The organism is Leifsonia sp. Leaf336 (assembly GCF_001423695.1).
Classification (GTDB): Bacteria; Actinomycetota; Actinomycetes; order Actinomycetales; family Microbacteriaceae; genus Leifsonia.
The window spans coordinates 1,165,599-1,185,696 of record NZ_LMOZ01000001.1 but is presented as its reverse complement, the minus strand read 5'-3'; the positions used below and the strand labels follow the sequence as shown (position 1 = coordinate 1,185,696).

The window sequence follows — 20,098 nt, the reverse complement described above, 5'->3', positions numbered from 1 at the left end:
GACACGCCCGGGAATAGCAGTCGACGGAGGAGATGCAGGGGCCTTTCGGCCGGGAAGTCCTCCGCTGGCGACGCCGGAGGCGGGCGCGACTACGGTCTACTACTCGGAGACGCGGTCGAGTTCGAGCATCTGGGCGCGCGTGAGGCGGATGCCGGCGGCGGCCATCAGGCCGTCGACCTGCTCCGGGCGGCTCGCGCTCGCGACCGGGGCGACGATCGTGCGCTTGGCGAGCAGCCAGGCGATGGACACGCTCGCGACCGACACTCTGTGCTCGGCGGCGATGCGGTCGAGCACGGCCAGCACGCGCATGCCCCGGCGGTTGACGTACGCGGAGGCCCGGACACTGCGCGCGTCGGCGCTCAGGTCGGACTTGGAGCGGTACTTGCCCGTCAGGAAGCCGTTGGCCAGCGCGTAGTACGGCATCACGGCGAGCCCCTGGGCCGCCGCGACGATGCGCAGTGCGCTCTCGAACTCGGCCCGGTGCATCAGGTTGTACTGGGTCTGGATCGCGACGAACTTGGGCAGGCCGGAGGAGGCCATGATGCGCGCCTCGATCAGCCGGTCCGCGCTGAAGTTGGAGGCCGCCAGGTAGCGGACCTTGCCCGACTCGATGAGCCACTCGGCGGTCGCCAGGCTGTCCTCCATCGGGACCTCGGGGTCGTCGTCGTGGAAGTAGAGCAGGTCGATGTGGTCGGTCTGCAGGCGCTCGAGGGAGGCCTCCACGGCGCGGACGACGCTGACGGAGCCGAGACCCGGGTTCTCGTGGTGGCGGCCGACCTTGGTCGCGACGACCAGACCGTCGCGGTTGCCGCGCTCGCGCATCCACTTGCCGATCAGGACCTCGCTGCGACCGCCGACGTAGCTGTCGGCGGTGTCGATGAAGTTGCCTCCGAGCGCGGCGAAGCGGTCGAGGATCGCCAGAGAGGTGTCGCCGTCGGCCGTCCAGCCGAACACGCTGGCGCCGAGCGACAGCGGGTAGACCGCGAGATCGCTCTCGCCGATGCGGCGCGGCGCGATGATCGACAGCGGGGCGGTGCGCTCGAGGCGGACGTCGATGTCGAGAGGGCCGCCCGTGTCGGTCGAGGGCTCCGACGACCCACGCTCCGGCTCGGGAGCGGACTGGCGCGGAGCAGTGGTCGCAGGCGCAGCCGTCACCGACGGAATCGCTGCCGACTCAGCGACCTCGTCGGCGTCGGAGGCGGACCGCGCGGCCGAACCCGGCGTGCGAAGGCCGACGGTCTCGAGCAGACGCAGGGGAAGAAGCTGTGGCATCTCATCCCCCTTCCCGTCGTTCGAGCGGACCATCACGCTGGAACCCGATTCGTGGCCTCGAATCGATTCGAGCCTGCTCTGCTCTGGAACGTTAAGGGCAGAGTACGGCATGCCACCGACACCGCACGACCAAACCGGTGAACGGCGCCATAATCGTTCATCACAGTTTCATCACGGCGTTCAGGAGGACCGTCGGAGCACCGCCCTGGCGTGCGCGACGACCGGTCCGTCGACCATCCGGCCGCGGTGCCGGAACACTCCCCCGCCCGCCGTTTCGGCCGCCGCGAGCAGCTCCACAGCCTCCCGGAGCTGCTCGTCGCTCGGCCGGTACGCGCGCCGCACGGTCTCCACCTGCGAGGGGTGGATGCACGCGGTCGCGGCGAATCCCACCGCCACGGCGTCCTCCGCCTCGGAGGCGAGGCCTGCCAGATCGCCGATGTCGAGGTGCACGGTGTCGATCGCCGACCGTCCGGCGGCGCCGGCCGCGAGCAGCACCTCCGACCGCGCGTGCAGCGCGACATCGCGATAGCGGCCATCGGCGTGCCGGCTGGAGGTGCCCCCGAGCGACGCGACGAGGTCCTCCGCGCCCCACATCAGCGCGACGACGCCGTCGGCGACGGCGAGCTCGCCCGCGGCGCGAACGCCGGCAGCGGTCTCGCAGAGCGCGATCACCTCCAGCCCGCCGAGTGCGGCGAGGTCGGCGACGCGCTCGGCCTTCGGCAGCATCACGGCGCTGTAGGGCGTGAGCGCGAGCGCAGCGAGATCGGCCGCCTGGTCGTCCGTTCCCGACGGGTTGACCCGGACGATCACCCGGGCCGGGTCGAGGTCGGAGGCGGCGATCGCCTCCCGTGCGACGCTGCGGCGCGACGGGTCGACGGCATCCTCGAGGTCGAGGATCACCGCGTCGGCGCGCTCCAGGGCCTTGTCGTACCTGTCGGGTCGATCGGCCGGGCAGAACAGCAGGGCCGCGCCCCACGGGAAGACCGCCTGCCCTGTCATACGTCGGCCGTCCCGAGGTGCGCGTCTTCGCACCACACCATCACCTGACGGGTGGCGGTGGCGACGACCACGCCGTCCTGGTTGCGCCCGGTGTGCTCGAGCGTGACGATGCCCTGGCCGGGCCGGGAGGCCGACAGCCGTTTGGCGATGACGGTGGTCTCCGAGTAGAGCGTGTCGCCGTGGTACAGCGGGTGCGGGAACGCGACCTCCGAGAACCCGAGGTTGGCCACGATCGTGCCCTGCGTCAGCTGGGCGACGGAGGCGCCCACGATCGTCGCGAGGGTCCACATCGAGTTCATCAGCCGCTCGCCGAACGGCTGCCGCGCCGACCAGGCAGCGTCGAGATGCAGTGCCTGCGTGTTCATCGTGAGCGTGGTGAAGAGCACGTTGTCGGCCTCGGTCACGGTGCGGCCCGGCCGGTGGAGGTAGCGGGTCTCCAGCTCGAACTCCTCGTAGTAGAGCCCGCGCTGTTCGACCTCCCTCACGACGCCGCCTCCTGTAGCTCGACCGTCAGCGGCGCACCCGTCGCTGCCACGACCTCCTCGACCGTGACACCCGGCGCGGTCTCGCGGAGCACGAGGCCGTCCGCCGCCACATCGATGACGGCGAGGTCGGTGATGATGCGGTCGACGCAGCCGGTTCCGGTCAGCGGCAGCGTGCACTCCGCGAGGATCTTGGGGCGGCCCTCGCGGTCGACGTGCTCCATCATCACGATGAGCCGCTTGGCGCCGAAGACGAGGTCCATCGCCCCGCCCATCCCCTTGACCATCTTTCCCGGGATCATCCAGTTGGCGAGGTCGCCGGAGGCCGAGACCTCCATGGCTCCGAGCACCGCGACGTCCACGTGGCCGCCACGGACCATGCCGAACGACAGCGACGAGTCGAAGTAGGCGGCGCCGCGCTCGACGGTGACGGTCTCCTTGCCCGCGTTGATCAGGTCGGGATCGACATCGGCGTCGGCCGGGTAGGGGCCGACCCCCAGTACCCCGTTCTCGGAGTGCAGGATGACCTCCACGCCCTCCGGGATGTAGTTGGGGATCAGCGTCGGCATGCCGATGCCGAGGTTGACGTACTGCCCGTTCTCGAGCTCGCGCGCGACGCGCGCGGCGAGCTCGGTGCGCGTGAGGCTCATCGGTCGCTCCGTTCGCTCGCGGGGGCCGCGGTCGCCGGCACAGACACCGTGCGGCGCTCGATCCGCTTCTCGACGTCGGGCGCGTGGACGACGCGCTGCACGAAGATCCCGGGGAGGTGCACTTCGCCCGGCGCGAGCTCGCCGGGCTCGACCAGCTCCTCCACCTCGGCGATCGTGATGCCGCCCGCCATCGCGGCGAGCGGGTTGAAGTTCATGGCGGCCGCGTGGAACACCAGGTTGCCGTGCCGGTCGCCCTTGGCAGCGTGCACCAGGGCGAAGTCCGGGCGCAGCGAGCGCTCCAGCACGTAGGACGCGCCGTCGAAGTCGCGCACCTCCTTCGGCTCGCTCGCGACGGCGACGGAGCCGTCGGCGTTGTAGCGCCGAGGGAGGCCGCCGAGCGCGATCTGGGTGCCGACTCCGGCGGGCGTGTAGAACGCCGGGATGCCCGCTCCGCCCGCGCGCAGCTTCTCGGCGAGCGTGCCTTGCGGGGTGAGCTCGACCTCCAGCTCGCCGGAGAGGAACTGCCGGGCGAACTCCTTGTTCTCTCCGACGTACGAGCTGACCATCTTGCGGATCCGGTGTTCGGCGAGCAGCAGGCCGAGGCCCCAGTCGTCGACGCCGCAGTTGTTGCTGACCACCTCGAGGTCGGTCGTGCCGGCCTCCAGCAGGGCTTGGATGAGCGCGCTCGGGATGCCGCACAGCCCGAAGCCGCCCACGGCGAGGCTGCTGCCGCTCGGGATGTCCGCCACCGCCTCCGCCGCACTCGCCACCGTCTTGTCGATCATCCGTCCTCCTCCACGTCGAGTCGCTGCGCGTCCAGGCTAGGCGTCGAAGCCGAGGGCCCGCGAGATGATCATGAGCTGCACCTCGCTCGTGCCCTCGCCGATCTCGAGGATCTTCGAGTCGCGGTAGTGCCGGGCGACCGGGTTCTCGTTGAGGAAGCCGTAGCCGCCGAAGATCTGGGTCGCGTCGCGCGCGTTGTCCATGGCGGCCTCGCTGCCGATCAGCTTGGCGATGGAGGCCTCCATCTTGAACGGCACGCCGGCGATCAGTTTGAACGCGGCGTCGTAGTAGGCCAGTCGGGCCGCGTGCACCCGGGCCTGCATACGCGCGATCTTGAAGGCGATGTGCTGGTTGGATCCGATCGAGCGGCCGAAGACGTTGCGGCTCTTCGCGTAGCGCACCGCCTCCTCGAGGCAGCCCTGGGCGGCGCCGGTGCACAGCGCGGCGAACGCCACCCTGCCCTCGTCCAGCGTCGTGAGGAAGTTCGCGTAGCCGCGGCCGCGCTCGCCCAGGAGGTTGGCCTCCGGGACGCGCACGTCGGTGAGCGTGAGCGGGTGCGTGTCGGAGGTGTGCCAGCCGACCTTGTCGTAGACCGGCTCGGCGACGAAGCCGGGCGTCCCGCTGGGGACGATGATCGCCGACAGCTCCTTCTTGATCGAGCCGTCGGCGCGACGGTCCTCGCCGGTGACGGCGGTGATCGTCACGAGCTTGGTGATATCCGAACCGGAGTTGGTGATGAACTGCTTGGTGCCGTTGATGACCCATTCGCCGTCGCGCAGCACGGCCGTGGTCTTGGTGCCGGAGGCGTCGGAGCCCGCATCGGCCTCCGTCAGGCCGAACCCGGCGAGCGCCTCGCCGCGGGCCAGCATCGGCAGCCACTGCTGCTTCTGCTCCTCGTTGCCGCTGCGGTAGATCGGCATCGCGCCGAGCCCGACGCCGGCCTCCAGCGTCACGCCGATCGACTGGTCGACACGACCGAGCTGCTCAACCGCGAGGCAGAGCGAGAAGTAGTCCTTGCCCTGGCCGCCGTACTCGACGGGGAACGGCAGACCGAACAGGCCCATACGACCCATCTCGGCGATGATGCCGTACGGGAGGCTGCGCTTGGTGTCGTACTCGTATGCGGCCGGCGCGACGACGGTGTCGGCGAAGTCGCGCACCTCGTCGCGGAGGCGGCGCTGCTCGTCGGTGAGCTCGAAGCCGGCGACGTCGAGTTCGGGACGGGACATCTGCATGGTCATGGGAGGTTCCTGTCTGTTGTGGTGACGATCCCTGCCGCGGCGGGTTCGCCGCGGAACGAGGTGGCCGATTCTGTCGGCTCGGTGGTGTCCGCCGGGGTCGGCGGGACGTTCTGCGCTGTCGCGTTGACGCCGTCGTCGACCGCGTCGACGACATCGACGACGGCGACGAGCTGGTCCAGCTTGACGAGGTCGCCCGGCGCGACGGACACCGTCACGGTGCCCGCGATCGGGGCGACGAGCCGGTGCTCCATCTTCATGGCCTCCACGACGGCCACGGTGTCGCCGGCCGCGACCACGGCTCCGGAGGCGACGGGGACGGCGACGACGGTGCCAGGCATCGGCGAGCGGACCTCGGGGTGCGCGGCGGCCTCGCCGCGTTCCCGGGCGGCGAGCGCCGCGGCGACCCGTTCCGCCGGCGTCCGCAGCCGCAGTGCGCGCGAGCGGCCGGCGGTCGCGAGCCAGATGGTGGCGCCGTCGCGCGCGGCATCGAAGCGGGTGACGACGCCGTCGAGGTCGAGGGCGACGCTCTCCGGCTCACCGGCCGCGCCGGGCCGCACGGAGATCCGCGCGACGTGCTCGGTCGCGTCGCCGTCGGCTCCGCGCACGACGACCCGGTCGTCGAGCACCTCGACGGTCGTGCCGTCCACGTCGTGACGCGCGGGCCGTGGCGACCCGAGTCGCCAACCACTCGGCGCTCCCCACAGTGCGCCGACGCCCGACGGCGCGGCGGCCTCCCGGTCGCGGTGAGCCAGCAGTGCGGCCGCCACGAGCTCGGCGGTGGAGGCCGGGGCCGGCTCCAGGGCGGAGAACCGCCGGTCGATCAGCGTGGTGTCCATCGAGCCGGCGCGCACGTCGGTGTCGGCGAGGAGGTCGCGCAGCCAGGCGATGTTGTTCACGACGCCGAGCACGGCGGTGTCGGCGAGAGCCCGGTCGAGTCGTGCGAGGGCGCCCGCGCGGTCGGGCGCCCACGCGATCACCTTGGCGAGCATGGGGTCGTAGTCGGTGACGACGCGCGTCCCGGCGGCCAGGCCGCTGTCGACGCGGATCCCTTCGCCGGTGGGCTCGTGGAGCGCGAGCACGGTGCCGTCGCCGGGCAGGAACTCCCGCTCGGGGTTCTCGGCGTAGACCCGGGCCTCCACGGCGTGGCCGGCGAGGCGCACGTCCTCCTGCGCGAAGCCGAGCGGCTCGCCCGCCGCCACGCGCAGCTGCCACTCGACGAGGTCGACCCCGGTGACCAGCTCGGTGACGGGATGCTCCACCTGCAGCCGGGTGTTCATCTCCATGAAGAAGAACTCGCCGGGGCGCTCCGCCGAGACGAGGAACTCGACGGTCCCGGCGCCGACGTAGCCGACACCCGCGGCGACCCGGCAGGCGGCCTCGCCGATCCGGGCGCGGGTCTCGGCGTCGAGCAGCGGCGAAGGCGCCTCCTCCACCACCTTCTGGTGGCGGCGCTGCAGTGAGCACTCGCGCTCCCCCAGGTGCACGACCGCGCCGTGGCGGTCGGCGATCACCTGCACCTCGATGTGCCGGGGCGAGGAGACGAGACGCTCCAGGAAGAGCGTGTCGTCTCCGAAGGCCGATGCGGCGACCCTGCGGGCGGCGCGCAGGGCCTCCGGCAGCTCCGCGGAGTCGTGGACCGCCCGCATGCCCTTGCCTCCGCCGCCCGCGGACGGCTTCACCAGCACGGGATAGCCCACGCGCTCGGCGGCGGCGATCAGCTCGTCGTCGCTGAGGCCGGGCTCGGCGATGCCGGGAATGGTGGGCACACCGGCGCGCGCGACCTCGTTCTTGGCGGAGATCTTGTCGCCCATGACCTCCAGCGCGTGCACGCCGGGGCCCACGAACACGATGCCGGCCGCTTCGCACGCCTCGGCGAGCGCCGCGTTCTCGGAAAGGAACCCGTAACCGGGGTGCACGGCCGCGGCGCCGGTGCGCCGGGCCGCGTCGACGATCGCGTCGACCGACAGGTAGCTGTCGCGGGCGGGCGCAGGACCGATCCTGACGGCCGAGTCGGCGAGGCGCACGTGCGAGGCGTCGCGGTCGGCGTCGCTGAAGACCGCGATCGAGCGGATGCCGAGGCGGTTCAGCGTGCGGATGACGCGACAGGCGATCTCGCCGCGGTTGGCGACCAGCACGGCCGGGAACGGGACGCTGCTGGTGGTCGTGGTGCGGGTGGTATCGGTCATCGCCATCACATCCGGAAGAGGCCGAAGGCCGTGTCGGGGAGCGGTGCGCGCGAGCACACGTCCAGTGCGAGGCCGAGCACCGTGCGGGTCTCGGCGGGGTCGATGACGCCGTCGTCCCACAGCCGGGCGGTGGAGTAGTACGGGTTGCCCTGGTCTTCGTACTGCGCGGCGATCGGCGCCTTGAAGGCGGCTTCGTCCTCCGTGCTCCACTCCTCGCCGCGGCCCTCGAGCTGGTCGCGCTTGACCGTCGCGAGCACGCTCGCGGCCTGCGCTCCGCCCATGACGGAGATCCGGGAGGCCGGCCACATCCAGAGGAAGCGCGGCGAGTAGGCGCGGCCGCACATCGAGTAGTTCCCCGCGCCGAACGAGCCACCGATCACGACCGTCAGCTTCGGCACCCGGGTGGTGGCGACGGCGGTCACCATCTTCGCGCCGTTCTTGGCGATGCCGCCCGCCTCGTAGTCGCGTCCGACCATGAACCCGGAGATGTTCTGCAGGAACACCAGCGGGATTCCTCGCTGGTCGCACAGCTCGATGAAGTGCGCCCCCTTGAGCGCGGACTCGCTGAACAGCACACCGTTGTTGGCGACGATGCCGACCGGATGGCCGTGGAGGTGCGCGAAGCCGGTGACCAGCGTCGTGCCGTACTCGGGCTTGAACTCGCTGAACTCGCCGGCGTCCACCAGGCGCTCGATGACTTCGTGCACGTCGTACGGCGCCTGCACGTCGACGGGGACGACATTGTAGAGCTCTTCGGCATCGCCGAGCGGGGCGCGCGCTGGGAGGACCTCCCAGGCGGGAGCCGCAGGCTGCGGCAGGGTGGCGACGATCTCGCGCACGATGGCGAGCGCGTGCGCGTCGTCTTCGGCCAGGTGGTCCACGACTCCGGAGGTGCGCGCATGTAGGTCTCCTCCGCCGAGCTCCTCCGCGGTCACGACCTCCCCGATCGCGGCCTTCACGAGCGGCGGCCCGCCGAGGAAGATCGTGCCCTGGTTGCGCACGATCACGGTCTCGTCGCTCATGGCGGGGACGTACGCGCCTCCCGCGGTGCACGAGCCCAGCACAGCGGCGATCTGAGGGACCTTCGCGGCCGACAGCCGCGACTGGTTGTAGAAGATCCGGCCGAAGTGGTCGCGGTCGGGGAACACCTCGTCCTGCATCGGCAGGAAAGCGCCTCCGGAGTCGACGAGGTAGATGCACGGGAGGCGGTTCTCGAGTGCGATCTCCTGCGCGCGCAGGTGCTTCTTCACCGTCATCGGGTAATAGGTGCCGCCCTTCACCGTGGCGTCGTTGCACACGATCATCACGTGACGGCCCTCGACGAGGCCGATCCCGGCGATGACGCCGGCGGCGGGGCTCTCGTCGTCGTACATCCCGGTCGCGGCGAGCGGGGCGATCTCGAGGAACGGGCTGCCTTCGTCGAGCAGGGTGTCGATCCGGTCGCGCGGGAGGAGCTTGCCTCGGGCCACATGGCGCTCGCGTGCGCGCTCGGGGCCGCCGGCCGCGGCGACACGCAGGCGCTCGCGGAGGTCGGCCACCAGGGCTCGCTGAGCGGCGTCGCCGGCTCCGGAGGCCGAGCCGGCAGTCGGGGCCTCGGTGGGTGCCGTGCTCAGCGTCATGGTTCTCCCGCGTCTTCGTCGACATGAGTTAGTGGTTACTAACTCGAATTTAGGTTAGTGTTCATTAACCCGAATGTCCAGCCCCGCCTCCCGGGGGAACCCTGCGAAAGCGACCGACATGACCGAGACCGCTCCGGCAGACGCGCTCGCGCGCCCCACGCAGCGCAGCCAGGCCAAGGCCGATCGACGGGCCGCACTGCTCGCCGCCGCGGCCGGGATGTTCGCGGAGCGCGGCTTCAACGGCGTCTCGATCGAAGACCTCGGGTCGGCGGCCGGGGTCAGCGGCCCCGCGGTCTACCGGCATTTCGCGTCCAAGCAGGCCGTGCTCGCGGCCCTCCTCGTCGGCGTCAGCGAGAACCTCCTCGACGGTGGCGCCGCGGTCGAGCAGCAGGCGCCGGACGCAGCGGGCGCCCTCCGCGGGCTGATCGCCTTCCACGTCGACTTCGCGCTCGCCGAGGCCGACACGATCCGCGTCCAGGACCGCGACCTCGACGCCCTCACCGCCGAGGACCGCCGCGCCGTGCGCACCCTGCAGCGCCGCTACATCGAGCTCTGGATGCGCGTGCTCGGCGACCTCCACCCGTCGCTCGGCGCCGATGAACTGCGGGTCAGGGTGCAGGCCACCTTCGGGCTCATCAACTCCACGCCGCACTCCGCGCGCGCCGCCGCGTCGCACAGCACGGACGCCTCCGTCCGCCCGGTGCTGGAGCGGATGGCCTGGGCCGCGCTCACGTCGCGCTGACGCGGGACGCCCAGCACCCACTCGGCTGCGTCATCCGCGTGGGTTAGAGTCCGAGGAAGCGCGACGGACTCGACGTGAGGAGCTTTGGTGGGCGACGACACTCCCCGGCTGAGGCTGCATCATCGTGTGCTGCGGACGCTGGGCATCACGCTCGCCGTGCTGCTGGTGCTCGGGGTGCTCGCCGGAGGCCTCGGCGTCTGGACGGTCATGCGCTCGTTCCCGCAGACCTCCGGCGCGCTGAAGGTGCCGGGGCTCGATTCCGCGGTCACGGTCGTGCGCGACTCCGCGGGAGTGCCGCAGATCACCGCGCGCACGGCCGACGACCTCTTCCGGGCACAGGGCTACGTGCACGCGCAGGACCGGTTCTGGGAGATGGACTTCCGCCGCCACGTCACCGCGGGGAGGCTGTCCGAGCTGTTCGGGGCGAGCCAGGTGCCCACCGACACCTTCATCCGCACGCTCGGCTGGCGCCGGGTCGCCGAACAGGAGGTCAAGCTGCTCGACCCGACCTCCCTGCGGTACTACCAGGACTACGCCGACGGCGTGAACGCGTACCTCGCCGCCCACTCCGGTGCCGAGCTCTCGCTCGAGTACGCCGTCCTCGGCATCCAGAACCCCGGCTACCACCCCGAGAAGTGGACGCCGGCGGACTCGGTCGCGTGGCTGAAGGCGATGGCCTGGGACCTCCGCTCCAACCTGGAGGACGAGATCGACCGCGCGCTGCTGGCGACGAAGCTGAAGCCCGAGCAGGTCGCCGAGCTTCACCCCGGCTACGCGTACGACCAGCACCCCGCCATCACGGCGCTCGGCGGAGGCTCACCGGGAACCGTGACGCCGGACGCCGCGCCGGCCGGGTCCACGGCGTCGGCCTCGGGGTCGGCGACCGCCGACGACGACGCGACGGCCGCGCTCGCCGCCGCGGTGCCGGCCGACGCCTACCGCGACCGTCTGCAACAGGTGGCCGCGAGCCTGGATGCGCTCCCCCAGCTGATGGGACCCGCAGGCGACGACATCGGCTCCAACTCGTGGGTCGTCTCCGGTGCCCACACGGCCACGGGCAAGCCGCTGCTCGCCAACGACCCACACCTCGGGTCGGTGATGCCGTCGGTCTGGTACCAGGTCGGCCTGCACTGCGCGACGGTCGGCCCGAAGTGCCCGTTCGACGTCGCCGGTTTCAGCTTCTCCGGGCTCCCCGGCGTCATCATCGGCCACAACTCCCGCATCGCCTGGGGATTCACGAACCTCGGGCCCGACGTCGCCGACCTCTTTGTCGAGAAGGTCACCGGCGACAGCTACGAGTACGACGGCAAGCAGGAGCCGCTGACCATCCGGCACGAGACGATCACGGTCGCGGGAGGCCCGAATGTGCGCATCACCGTGCGCTCGACGCGCCACGGGCCGCTCGTCACCGACCTCAGCGACGGCTACGCCGCCATCGCGAAAGACCAGGCGGGCAGGCTCGGGGTGCCCGCCCAGCAGTTCCAGCTGTCGCTGGAGTGGACGGCGCTCACACCCGGGCCGACGGCGAACGCCATCTTCGAGTTCGACACCGCGCACGACTGGGCGAGCTTCCGCGCGGCGGCCGCCTCGTTCCAGGTGCCGTCGCAGAATCTGCTCTACGCCGACGTCGACGGCAACATCGGCTACCAGGCGCCCGGGCTGATCCCCGTTCGCGCGAGCGGCGACGGCACCGTGCCGGTGCCGGGCTGGACCAGCCAGTACGGCTGGGTCGGCACCATCCCCTACGACGAGCTGCCGAACGTGCTCAACCCTCCGAGCGGCTACATCGTGACCGCGAACAACGCCGCGGTCGGACCCGCCTTCCCTGCGATGATCACCAAGGACTGGGACCACGGCTACCGCGCCAACCAGATCGAGGTGCGGCTGAAGAAGCTGCTCGACACGGGCACGAAGCTGACGTCGAAGGACATGTCGGCCATCCAGGCGGACACGTACGACGCGAACGCGGCGGCGCTTGTCCCCATCCTCCGTGCGGTCGGCGCGAACGCCGACCCGACCTCCGGGGCCGCCCGCGCCGCCGCGCTGCTGCGCGGCTGGGACTACCACGACGACGCCGACAGCGCAGCGGCGGCGTACTTCGCGGTGTTCTGGAAGAACCTCCTCGCCGATGCTTTCGCGCGCAAGCTGCCGGACTCCGCTCCACCGACGGGAGGCGACCGTTGGTTCGCGGTCGTCGATGCCCTGGCGAAGCAGCCCGACTCGGCCTGGTGGGCCGACAGCAAGCTCGGCACGTCCGATCGCGACGAAATGTTCGCGTACGCCGCCGATCAGGCCTGGAAGGAGGCGCAGAGCCGGCTCGGCGGGGACGCGAAGACCTGGCGGTGGGACAGCCTCCACACCCTGGAGCTGACCAACGCCTCGTTCGGGTCGTCGGGCGTCGCGCCGATCGAATGGCTGTTCAACCGCGGGCCGTATCCGGTCGGAGGAGGGTCGAGCATCGTGGACGCGACCGGCTGGGACGCCTCCGTCGGCTACCAGGTCGACCGGGTGCCGTCGATGCGGATGGTCGTCGATCTCGCCGACTTCGACCGCAGCACTTGGATCAACCTGACCGGAGCCTCCGGGCACGCGTTCGACCCGCACTACGCCGACCAGGCGCCGCTCTGGGCGACCGGCAAGACGCGGCCCTGGCCGTTCTCACCGAAAGCGGTGAAGGCCGCAGCCGATCAGACGCTCACCCTGACTCCGTGAGCCGGGGCGACGGGGTCAGCGGCCGGCAGGCCAGCTGCGCTCGGCGTCGCCGACGTACAGCTGCTGCGGGCGCCCGATCTTGGTGCTCGGGTCCTGCGTCATCTCGCGCCAGTGGGCGATCCAGCCCGGGACGCGGCCGATCGCGAACAGCACGGTGAACATGCGCGTCGGGAAGCCCATCGCCTTGTAGATCACGCCGGTGTAGAAGTCGACGTTCGGGTAGAGGCGGCGGTCGACGAAGTACTGGTCGGCGAGCGCGACCTCCTCGAGCTCCTTCGCGATGTCGAGCAGCGGGTCGTGCACACCGAGCGCGGCGAGCACTTCGTCGGCCGACTGCTTCACCAGCTTGGCGCGCGGGTCGAAGTTCTTGTAGACGCGGTGCCCGAAGCCCATCAGCTTGACGCCGGACTCCTTGTTCTTCACGCGCTCGACGAACTTCTGCACACTCTCGCCGGAGTCGCGGATGCCCGCGAGCATCTGCAGGACGGCCTCGTTCGCACCGCCGTGGAGCGGGCCGTAGAGGGCGTTGATGCCGGCGGAGACCGACGCGAAGAGGTTCGCCTGGGTGGAGCCGACGAGCCGCACGGTCGAGGTGGAGGCGTTCTGCTCGTGGTCCTCGTGCAGGATGAGCAGACGCTCCAGCGCGCGCGAGAGCACCGGGTTCACCTCGTACGGCTCGGCCATGGTGCCGAAGTTGAGCCGCAGGAAGTTGTCCACGAAGCTCAGCGAGTTGTCGGGGTAGAGGAACGCCTGGCCGATGCTCTTCTTGTGCGCGTACGCCGCGATCACGGGGAGCTTGGCGAGAAGGCGGACGGTCGAGAGCTCGACCTGCTCCGGGTCGTGCACGCTGAGCGAGTCCTGGTAGAAGGTCGACAGGGCCGAGACGGCGCTGGAGAGCACCGACATCGGGTGCGCGTCATGCGGCAGGGCGTCGAAGAAGCGACGAAGGTCTTCGTGCAGGAGGGTGTGACGGCGGATGCGCTCGTCGAAGTCGGCGAGCTCGGCCGGCGTGGGCAGCTCCCCGTGGATGAGCAGCCAGGCCACCTCGAGGAAGGTCGAGTGCTCCGCTACCTGCTCGATCGGGTAGCCACGGTAGCGCAGGATGCCCGCGTCGCCGTCGATGTACGTGATGGCCGAGCGGGTCGCAGCCGTGTTGACGAATCCGTAGTCGAGGCTGGTCAGCCCGGTCTGCTTGGTCAGGCTCGAGAGGTCGATGCTCGACGCGCCCTGCGTGCTCGGCAGGATCGGGAACTCGGCGACTCCACCCGGGTAGCGCAGCTGCGCGACGGCGGCCTCGCCGGCGGGGCCGCGCTGCTCCGCCTGCGGCTGGTCCGTTCCAGCCTGCTCGGTGCCGGCCTGATCGGTTCCGGCCTGATCGGTGCCGAGTCCGCTCACAACGCCTCCTGGTGGGGTCTTCGGGATGCTTCGCGCGCCGTTCGTGTCAGCGTCACTGAGAAGCCGTGCTGGTACAGCCTAGCCAACCCGCGCGACAACTGTCGCATCGCGCAAAGGAGGCGATCGATGGTTAGAGGGTCTCTCCAAACGCCCGCAGTCGGGAGGCCGCGGTCGCGATCCGCTCGTCGGTCGCGGTCAGCGAGAGGCGCACGTGCTCGGGGTAGTAGTCGCCGTAGAAGACGCCGGGGCCGGCGATGATGCCGAGGTCGGCGAGCCGGCCGATGCTCTCCCAGGCGTCGCGCCCCTCGGTCGCCCACAGGTAGAGCCCGGCCTCGCTGCGGTCGATCCGGAAGCCGGCGGCCTCCAGCGCGGGCTTCAGGAGCTCGCGGCGGGCTCGGTAGCGCTCGCGCTGCTGCGCGACGTGTGCGTCGTCGCCCAGGGCGACGACCATGGCGGCCTGCAACGGGGAGGGCAGCATAAGTCCCGCGTGCTTGCGCACGGTGGTGAGACGGGCGATCAGGCGCGGGTCGCCGGCGACGAACGCGGCGCGGTACCCGGCGAGATTGGACTGCTTGCTCAGCGAGTAGACAGCGAGCACGTCGGAGCGGTCGTCGCCGATCACGCGGGGGTCGAGGACGCTCGGGATGGGCTCGTCGTCCCACGGGCGGTCCCAGCCGAGCTCCGCGTAGCACTCGTCGCTCGCGACCACCGCGCCGAGCTCGCGGGCGTGGGCGACCGCGGAGGCCAGCTCGTCTACCGACAGCACCCGTCCGTCCGGGTTGCCCGGGCTGTTCAGCCAGACCAGGCGCGTGTTCGCCGGCCAGTCGGCCGGGTCGTCGCTCGCGACGGCCTCCGCGCCGGCGAAAGCGGCGCCGATCGCGTAGGTGGGGTAGGCCGCTCGCGGATGCACGACGGCGTCCCCCTCCCCCAGACCGAGGAAGAACGGGAGGAAGGCGACGAGCTCCTTGGAGCCGATCGTGGGAAGCACGTCCTCGCGGGTGAGCCCCGGAACGCCGCGGCGACGGTCGAACCAGGAGGCGATGGCCTCCCGCAGCGCAGGCGTGCCGACGGTCTGCGGGTAGGCGTGGGCGTCGGTCGCGTCGGCCAGAGCACGGCGGATCAGGTCGGGGGTCGGGTCGACGGGCGACCCGATCGACAGGTCGACGACTCCGGAGGCGTCACCGGACGAACCGTCGCCCGGCACGGCCTCCCTGGCGCGCGCCGCGAAGGGCGCCATCAGGTCCCAGGGGTACTCGGGAAGCTCTCCGAGCGCCACGTCAGTGCGCCTGCGGCGGCAGCGCAGCGATGACCGGGTGATCCTTGGCGATCACGCCGACCTTGGCCGCGCCGCCGGGCGAGCCGATGTCGTCGAAGAACTCCACGTTGGCCTTGTAGTAGTCGGCCCACTCCTCGGGGAGGTCGTCTTCGTAGTAGATCGCCTCCACCGGGCAGACCGGCTCGCAGGCCCCGCAGTCGACGCATTCGTCCGGGTGGATGTACAGCGAGCGTTCGCCCTCGTAGATGCAGTCGACGGGGCATTCGTCGATGCAGGCGCGGTCTTTCACATCGACACACGGGAGGGCGATGACGTAGGTCACTGTGCTTCGGATTCCCTTCGCGAAACGGGAGGCTGTCTCTCTAGCTTAGGACGTCCGCGCCTCGACGGCGGCGGCCTCCCTGCGACGACCGCGCAGGTCGGGCCACGAGACGACGACGGCGGCGATGAGAATGGGGCCGACGAGCCAGATCTGGCCGATCATGTTGTTCGGGATCAGCACCGAACCTCCCGGACTCTGCTGCGTGAACAGCAGGATCACGGCGATCGCCCCCAGAGCCGCGCAGAGGGCCGGCCAGCGCGAGTCACCGAGCAGGCGCAGCCCCACGAGCAGGGCCGTGTAGCAGACGAGGGAGCCGATCAGGCCGAGCGGGATCGGCACTCCCCAGGTGACGGTGATCTGGTGCGCGACGGTGCCGATACCGCCGACGACCGCGCCGGCGAGCACGAGGAGCACGGCGTTGACGATCCGGCTGGGCATCTTCGAATCCTAGCTGGACACGGTCGGCGGAGGTGATCTAGAGTCGAGCGAGTAAGGTTAGCCTTACCAACCTCCCCCACCTCCGTCCGAAGGTCCTCTGTGCTCGCGAACTACCTGATCGGCCTCCGCGAAGGCCTCGAAATGGCGCTCATCGTCACCATCCTCGTCGCCTACGTGGTGAAGGTCGGCCGACGGGACGTCCTCTCGAAACTCTGGATCGGCGTGGGCATCGCCCTGGTCGTCCCGCTCGGGATCGGGGCGCTGCTGACCTGGGGGCCGTACGGGCTCAGCTTCGAGGCGCAGGAGATCGTCGGCGGCACCCTGTCGCTCGTCGCCGTCGGGTTCGTCACCTGGATGATCTTCTGGATGGGCAAGACGGCGCGCAGCATGAAGTCGACGCTGCAGGGCAGGCTCGACTCCGTGCTCGTCGGCGCCGGGTGGGGCGTCGTCATCCTTGCGATGCTCAGCGTGGGCCGCGAGGGCATCGAGACGGCCCTGTTCGTCTGGGCGACGGTCGCCAGCATCGGCGGCGGCTGGGAGCCCGTCATCGGCGCGATCCTCGGCCTGATCACCGCAGCGGTCCTCGGTTTCCTGCTCTATCGCGGGATGGTCCGCATCAACCTCGGCACGTTCTTCACTTGGACCGGCGCGTTCCTCGTTATCGTCGCGGGCGGAGTGCTCGCGTACGGCATCGGCGATCTGCAGGAGGCCGGCGTGATCCCCGGCGCAGGCATCCACGCCTACGACATCAGCGCCGTGATCCCGGCGTCGAGCTGGTACGGGACCGCGCTCGCCGGCATCCTCAACTTCAACCCGTCGCCCACCTGGTTCCAGGTGATCGCCTGGGTCGGCTACATCGTCGTGGTCGGGTACTTCTATCTGCGTCAGCACCGGTCCACCCACAGGGCAGCCGCGACGCCGGCGAAACCGGCGGCCGCGCAGGTCCCGCAGGCGCACGTCGCCTCCTGATCCACCCCGCACTCCCTCCCGAACCTCACCAGAGCAGAAAGCACAGCACCCCCATGCCCCGACTCCGTCACCTCGGCACGACCGCCGGCCTCCTCGCTGGTACCGCCGCCCTGGCGCTCGCCCTCACCGGCTGCGTGCCGAACAAGGCCTCCGCCGACGCCGAGGCCATCCAGGTCACGCTCACCGACAGCTCCTGCACGGTGAAGACGGCGACCGCGCCCGCGGGCCCGATCACGTTCCAGGTGACGAACAGCGGCTCGGACGTCAACGAGTTCGAGGTTCTCGCGCAGGACAAGCTCCGCATCGCGGGCGAGAAGGAGAACATCGGTCCGGGCACCACGGTGAATTACGTGGTCCAGCTGGCCGAGGGCAGCTACTTCACCGCCTGCAAGAAGGGTATGGTCGGCAATCCCACCTCGCTCGCGAAGTTCTCGGTGACCAAGGGGTCCGCCGACACCAAGACCGCGAGCGAGAGCAAGCAGGTCGCGCAGGCGGTGACCAACTACGTCAGCTACGTCAAGGATCAGACCGGGCAGCTGCTCACCGCCACGAAGACGTTCGCCGCCGCCTACGAGGCCGGCGACGACGCGGCCGCACGCACGCAGTACCCCGTCGCGCGCTCCTTCTATGAGCGCATCGAGCCGACCGCTGAGCAGTTCGGCGACATCGACCCCGCTCTCGACCTCCGCGAGGCCGACCTCGAGCAGGGTCAGACCTGGACCGGCTGGCACCGCATCGAGAAGGACCTCTGGGCTCCCGCCGGGTTCACGCCGTCCGACACCATGGGCCGCAAGGCCCTCGGCGACCAGCTCGTGGCCGACACGCAGAAGCTCTACGACCTGGTCTACGCCAAGGACTTCACGCTGACCCTCGACCAGATCTCCAACGGCGCCAGCGGCCTGATGGAGGAGGTCTCGCGCAGCAAGATCACCGGCGAGGAGGAGACGTTCTCGCACACCGATCTGTGGGACTTCAAGGCCAACGTCGAGGGCGCGGAGGTCGCCTACGGCAACGTCCGGGCGATCCTGCTCCAGAAGGGCAGCACGGGCACGACGACCGCCAAGAAGCTCGACAGCGAGTTCGCGACGATCGACACCCTGCTCGCGCAGTACGCGTCCGGCGACGGCTACGTCGCATACACCCAGCTGACGACCGCGCAGGTGAAGGAGCTCTCGGACTCCGTCAACGCCTTGAGCGAGCCGCTCAGCCAGCTCACCTCGATCCTGGTCAAGTAGGAGCCGGATGAGCGAGGAGAAGTCGGCCGGCCTGTCCCGGCGCGGGATGCTCGGCCTCGCCGGCGCCGCCGTCGGGGCCGGCATCGTCGGGTTCGGGGCCGGAGCGGCCGTGGGCCACGCGGTCGGCAGCTCCCCCTCCGACGCGACCTATCCCTTCTACGGGGCCAACCAGGCCGGGATCGTCACCCCGGCGCAGGACCGCCTGCATTTCGCGGCATTCGACGTCGCCCCGGGTCTCGACCGCGAGGGCCTCATCGAGCTGCTGCGCGACTGGACGGTGGCGGCCGCGCGGATGACGCAGGGCGAGGCGGCCGGCACGTACGGCCCGGCGTCCGGGCCATCCGACGCTCCGCCCGACGACACCGGGGAGGCGCTCGACCTCCCCCCGGGCGGTCTCACGCTGACGTTCGGGTTCGGCCCGACGCTCTTCCGGGCCGCCGACGGAACCGACCGGTTCGGGATCGCGGGCAAGCGGCCCGCCGCCCTGGTCGACCTCCCGCACTTCCCCGGCGATGCCCTCATCGACGCCCTCACCGGTGGCGACCTCTGCGTGCAGGCGTGCAGCGAGGACCCCCAGGTCGCCGTGCACGCCATCCGCAACCTGTCGCGCATCGCGTTCGGCCGTGCGGCCATCCGCTGGTCGCAGCTGGGCTTCGGGCGCACCTCCTCGACCTCCCGCAGCCAGGCGACGCCGCGCAACCTGTTCGGATTCAAGGACGGCACGGCCAACATCAAGGCGGAGGACTCCACCATCGTCGACGACCAGGTCTGGGCGGCGGCATCCGACGGGTCGTCATGGATGCACGGCGGTTCGTACCTCGTCGCCCGCAAGATCCGCATGGTCATCGAGACCTGGGACCGTCAGCAGCTGGGCGAGCAGGAGCGCATCATCGGCCGCGACAAGGGCGAGGGCGCACCGCTGTCGGGCGGGACGGAGTTCACGGAGCCGAACTTCCTCGCGCTGTCGCCGGCCGGCGGCACCAAGATCGACCCGGACTCGCACGTGCGCCTCGCGCACCCCTCGATGAACGACGGCGCGCAGCTGCTTCGGCGCGGCTACAACTTCGTCGACGGCAACGACGACCTGGGCAGACTGAACGCGGGCCTCTTCTTCATCGCCTTCCAGCGCGACCCGCGCACGCAGTTCATCCCGATCCAGAACCGGCTGGCGAAGAACGACCTGATGAACGAATACCTCAAGCACGTCGGCTCGGCGATCTTCGCCGTGCCGCCGGGAGTACGCGAGGGGTCGTACGTCGGGGCGGGGCTGTTCGCGTAGCGATTACTGCTACGGCGTCGGCGTCGGCGTGGGTGAATCGACGGCGGCGCGAGACACCGAATAGTTGGCGACCCAGCCGTTGCTGCCGGCGTCGGTGACCACGACGAGGACGCCGTACTGGTCGTTCGCGAACGTGCCCGTGCCTCCGCCGTCGGGGCCCTGCGCACCGAACTGGCCGCTGAAACCGGCGTCGGTCAGCTGCTTCTGGATGTCCGCGTAGGCCTTCGCGTCGGGCACCTTGACCGTCACGTTCCAGACCTTGCCGTGACCGCTGCCGACGCTCGCTCCGAAGACGACCGCGCCCGAGAACAGCGGGACGGAAGACGGGAAGTCGGCGGGGACCTTGTTCCCGCCGATGTCCACGTTGCCGCCGGTGACGTTCTTCACGACCGTCTGGAAGCTGCAGCCCGCGAGAGCCGGCGCGACCCCCAGCACCAGGAGGGCCGCGACCGGGACCGCGAGCAGACGCGAGCGTCTCATGGTTCGATTATGCGCCGA

Annotated in this window: 18 protein-coding genes; 5 read left to right on the top strand and 13 right to left on the bottom strand. The window is 70.6% G+C overall.

Annotated features, from left to right (window positions below):
• Window positions 1–99 precede the first annotated feature (99 nt).
• From ASF88_RS05760 to ASF88_RS05725, 8 genes are all read right to left on the bottom strand, one after another.
• Window positions 100–1,272, bottom strand: coding sequence for an aldo/keto reductase (locus ASF88_RS05760; protein ID WP_055916728.1), 1,173 nt, complete (start codon window positions 1,270–1,272; stop codon window positions 100–102).
• A gap of 180 nt (window positions 1,273–1,452) precedes the next feature.
• Window positions 1,453–2,271 carry an HpcH/HpaI aldolase/citrate lyase family protein gene (locus ASF88_RS05755; protein WP_055915416.1) on the bottom strand — a complete coding sequence of 273 codons (819 nt, stop codon included), beginning with the start codon at window positions 2,269–2,271 and terminating at the stop codon, window positions 1,453–1,455.
• Complete coding sequence (locus tag ASF88_RS05750) at window positions 2,268–2,756, bottom strand: MaoC family dehydratase (RefSeq protein ID WP_055915413.1); 489 nt, start codon at window positions 2,754–2,756, stop codon at window positions 2,268–2,270. The genes ASF88_RS05755 and ASF88_RS05750 overlap by 4 nt, the downstream gene beginning before the upstream one ends.
• On the bottom strand, window positions 2,753–3,403 hold the full coding sequence (locus ASF88_RS05745) for a CoA transferase subunit B (protein WP_055915409.1): 651 nt from the start codon (window positions 3,401–3,403) through the stop codon (window positions 2,753–2,755). Before ASF88_RS05745 ends, ASF88_RS05750 begins: the two co-directional genes overlap by 4 nt.
• The gene (locus tag ASF88_RS05740; protein WP_055915405.1) at window positions 3,400–4,188 is read right to left on the bottom strand and encodes a CoA transferase subunit A; all 789 of its coding nucleotides are present in this window, start codon (window positions 4,186–4,188) and stop codon (window positions 3,400–3,402) included. The genes ASF88_RS05745 and ASF88_RS05740 overlap by 4 nt, the downstream gene beginning before the upstream one ends.
• A 36-nt stretch (window positions 4,189–4,224) precedes the next feature.
• Window positions 4,225–5,427, bottom strand: coding sequence for an acyl-CoA dehydrogenase family protein (locus ASF88_RS05735; RefSeq protein ID WP_055915402.1), 1,203 nt, complete (start codon window positions 5,425–5,427; stop codon window positions 4,225–4,227).
• On the bottom strand, window positions 5,424–7,613 hold the full coding sequence (locus ASF88_RS05730) for an acetyl/propionyl/methylcrotonyl-CoA carboxylase subunit alpha (RefSeq protein ID WP_157498247.1): 2,190 nt from the start codon (window positions 7,611–7,613) through the stop codon (window positions 5,424–5,426). The genes ASF88_RS05735 and ASF88_RS05730 overlap by 4 nt, the downstream gene beginning before the upstream one ends.
• Before the next feature lie 5 nt (window positions 7,614–7,618).
• A complete protein-coding gene (locus ASF88_RS05725; protein WP_157498246.1) occupies window positions 7,619–9,232 on the bottom strand; it encodes a carboxyl transferase domain-containing protein in 1,614 nt (537 codons plus the stop codon).
• Between the two features lie 118 nt (window positions 9,233–9,350).
• On the opposite strand from ASF88_RS05725, the gene ASF88_RS05720 reads away from it, so the two are divergent.
• Together ASF88_RS05720 and ASF88_RS05715 are read left to right on the top strand one after the other, a co-directional pair.
• Window positions 9,351–9,974: an SACE_7040 family transcriptional regulator gene (locus ASF88_RS05720; protein ID WP_055915395.1), complete on the top strand. Its 624-nt coding sequence runs from the start codon at window positions 9,351–9,353 to the stop codon at window positions 9,972–9,974.
• Window positions 9,975–10,061: 87 nt separating this feature from the next.
• On the top strand, window positions 10,062–12,686 hold the full coding sequence (locus tag ASF88_RS05715; protein WP_055915392.1) for a penicillin acylase family protein: 2,625 nt from the start codon (window positions 10,062–10,064) through the stop codon (window positions 12,684–12,686).
• Window positions 12,687–12,701: 15 nt separating this feature from the next.
• Here ASF88_RS05715 and ASF88_RS05710 read toward each other — a convergent pair whose 3' ends face one another.
• From ASF88_RS05710 to ASF88_RS05695, 4 genes are all read right to left on the bottom strand, one after another.
• Window positions 12,702–13,964, bottom strand: a complete 1,263-nt coding sequence (locus ASF88_RS05710; RefSeq protein ID WP_055916724.1) for a citrate synthase — start codon at window positions 13,962–13,964, stop codon at window positions 12,702–12,704.
• 247 nt (window positions 13,965–14,211) lie between these two features.
• Entirely contained in the window at window positions 14,212–15,357 is a 1,146-nt protein-coding gene (gene dapC / locus ASF88_RS05705) for a succinyldiaminopimelate transaminase (protein WP_055915389.1), read from the bottom strand.
• 1 nt (window position 15,358) lies between these two features.
• The gene (fdxA, locus tag ASF88_RS05700) at window positions 15,359–15,679 is read right to left on the bottom strand and encodes a ferredoxin (RefSeq protein WP_021762463.1); all 321 of its coding nucleotides are present in this window, start codon (window positions 15,677–15,679) and stop codon (window positions 15,359–15,361) included.
• Between the two features lie 45 nt (window positions 15,680–15,724).
• Window positions 15,725–16,117 (bottom strand): DUF6113 family protein, encoded by a 393-nt coding sequence (locus ASF88_RS05695; protein WP_055915386.1) that lies wholly within the window; start codon window positions 16,115–16,117, stop codon window positions 15,725–15,727.
• 99 nt (window positions 16,118–16,216) lie between these two features.
• Between ASF88_RS05695 and efeU the strand changes: the two genes are divergently transcribed.
• The 3 genes from efeU to efeB are packed head-to-tail and all read left to right on the top strand — an operon-like array spanning window position 16,217 to window position 19,600.
• Entirely contained in the window at window positions 16,217–17,086 is an 870-nt protein-coding gene (gene efeU, locus ASF88_RS05690; RefSeq protein WP_055915383.1) for an iron uptake transporter permease EfeU, read from the top strand.
• A 53-nt stretch (window positions 17,087–17,139) separates the two neighbouring features.
• Complete coding sequence (gene efeO / locus ASF88_RS05685; RefSeq protein WP_055915380.1) at window positions 17,140–18,321, top strand: iron uptake system protein EfeO; 1,182 nt, start codon at window positions 17,140–17,142, stop codon at window positions 18,319–18,321.
• Between the two features lie 7 nt (window positions 18,322–18,328).
• Window positions 18,329–19,600: an iron uptake transporter deferrochelatase/peroxidase subunit gene (gene efeB / locus ASF88_RS05680; protein ID WP_055915377.1), complete on the top strand. Its 1,272-nt coding sequence runs from the start codon at window positions 18,329–18,331 to the stop codon at window positions 19,598–19,600.
• A gap of 9 nt (window positions 19,601–19,609) precedes the next feature.
• Here efeB and ASF88_RS05675 read toward each other — a convergent pair whose 3' ends face one another.
• The gene (locus tag ASF88_RS05675) at window positions 19,610–20,080 is read right to left on the bottom strand and encodes a hypothetical protein (protein ID WP_055915375.1); all 471 of its coding nucleotides are present in this window, start codon (window positions 20,078–20,080) and stop codon (window positions 19,610–19,612) included.
• Window positions 20,081–20,098: the final 18 nt, after the last annotated feature.

Excerpts from the sequence above, each read along its gene's own strand:
- efeO (WP_055915380.1), top strand. The coding sequence starts at position 17,140 with ATGCCCCGACTCCGTCACCTCGGCACGACCGCCGGCCTCCTCGCTGGT.
- ASF88_RS05740 (WP_055915405.1), bottom strand. The coding sequence starts at position 4,188 with ATGATCGACAAGACGGTGGCGAGTGCGGCGGAGGCGGTGGCGGACATC.
- ASF88_RS05720 (WP_055915395.1), top strand. The coding sequence starts at position 9,351 with ATGACCGAGACCGCTCCGGCAGACGCGCTCGCGCGCCCCACGCAGCGC.
- ASF88_RS05735 (WP_055915402.1), bottom strand. The coding sequence starts at position 5,427 with ATGACCATGCAGATGTCCCGTCCCGAACTCGACGTCGCCGGCTTCGAG.
- ASF88_RS05695 (WP_055915386.1), bottom strand. The coding sequence starts at position 16,117 with ATGCCCAGCCGGATCGTCAACGCCGTGCTCCTCGTGCTCGCCGGCGCG.
- ASF88_RS05745 (WP_055915409.1), bottom strand. The coding sequence starts at position 3,403 with ATGAGCCTCACGCGCACCGAGCTCGCCGCGCGCGTCGCGCGCGAGCTC.
- ASF88_RS05675 (WP_055915375.1), bottom strand. The coding sequence starts at position 20,080 with ATGAGACGCTCGCGTCTGCTCGCGGTCCCGGTCGCGGCCCTCCTGGTG.
- ASF88_RS05760 (WP_055916728.1), bottom strand. The coding sequence starts at position 1,272 with ATGCCACAGCTTCTTCCCCTGCGTCTGCTCGAGACCGTCGGCCTTCGC.
- ASF88_RS05725 (WP_157498246.1), bottom strand. The coding sequence starts at position 9,232 with ATGACGCTGAGCACGGCACCCACCGAGGCCCCGACTGCCGGCTCGGCC.
- ASF88_RS05755 (WP_055915416.1), bottom strand. The coding sequence starts at position 2,271 with ATGACAGGGCAGGCGGTCTTCCCGTGGGGCGCGGCCCTGCTGTTCTGC.
- efeB (WP_055915377.1), top strand. The coding sequence starts at position 18,329 with ATGAGCGAGGAGAAGTCGGCCGGCCTGTCCCGGCGCGGGATGCTCGGC.
- ASF88_RS05730 (WP_157498247.1), bottom strand. The coding sequence starts at position 7,613 with ATGACCGATACCACCCGCACCACGACCACCAGCAGCGTCCCGTTCCCG.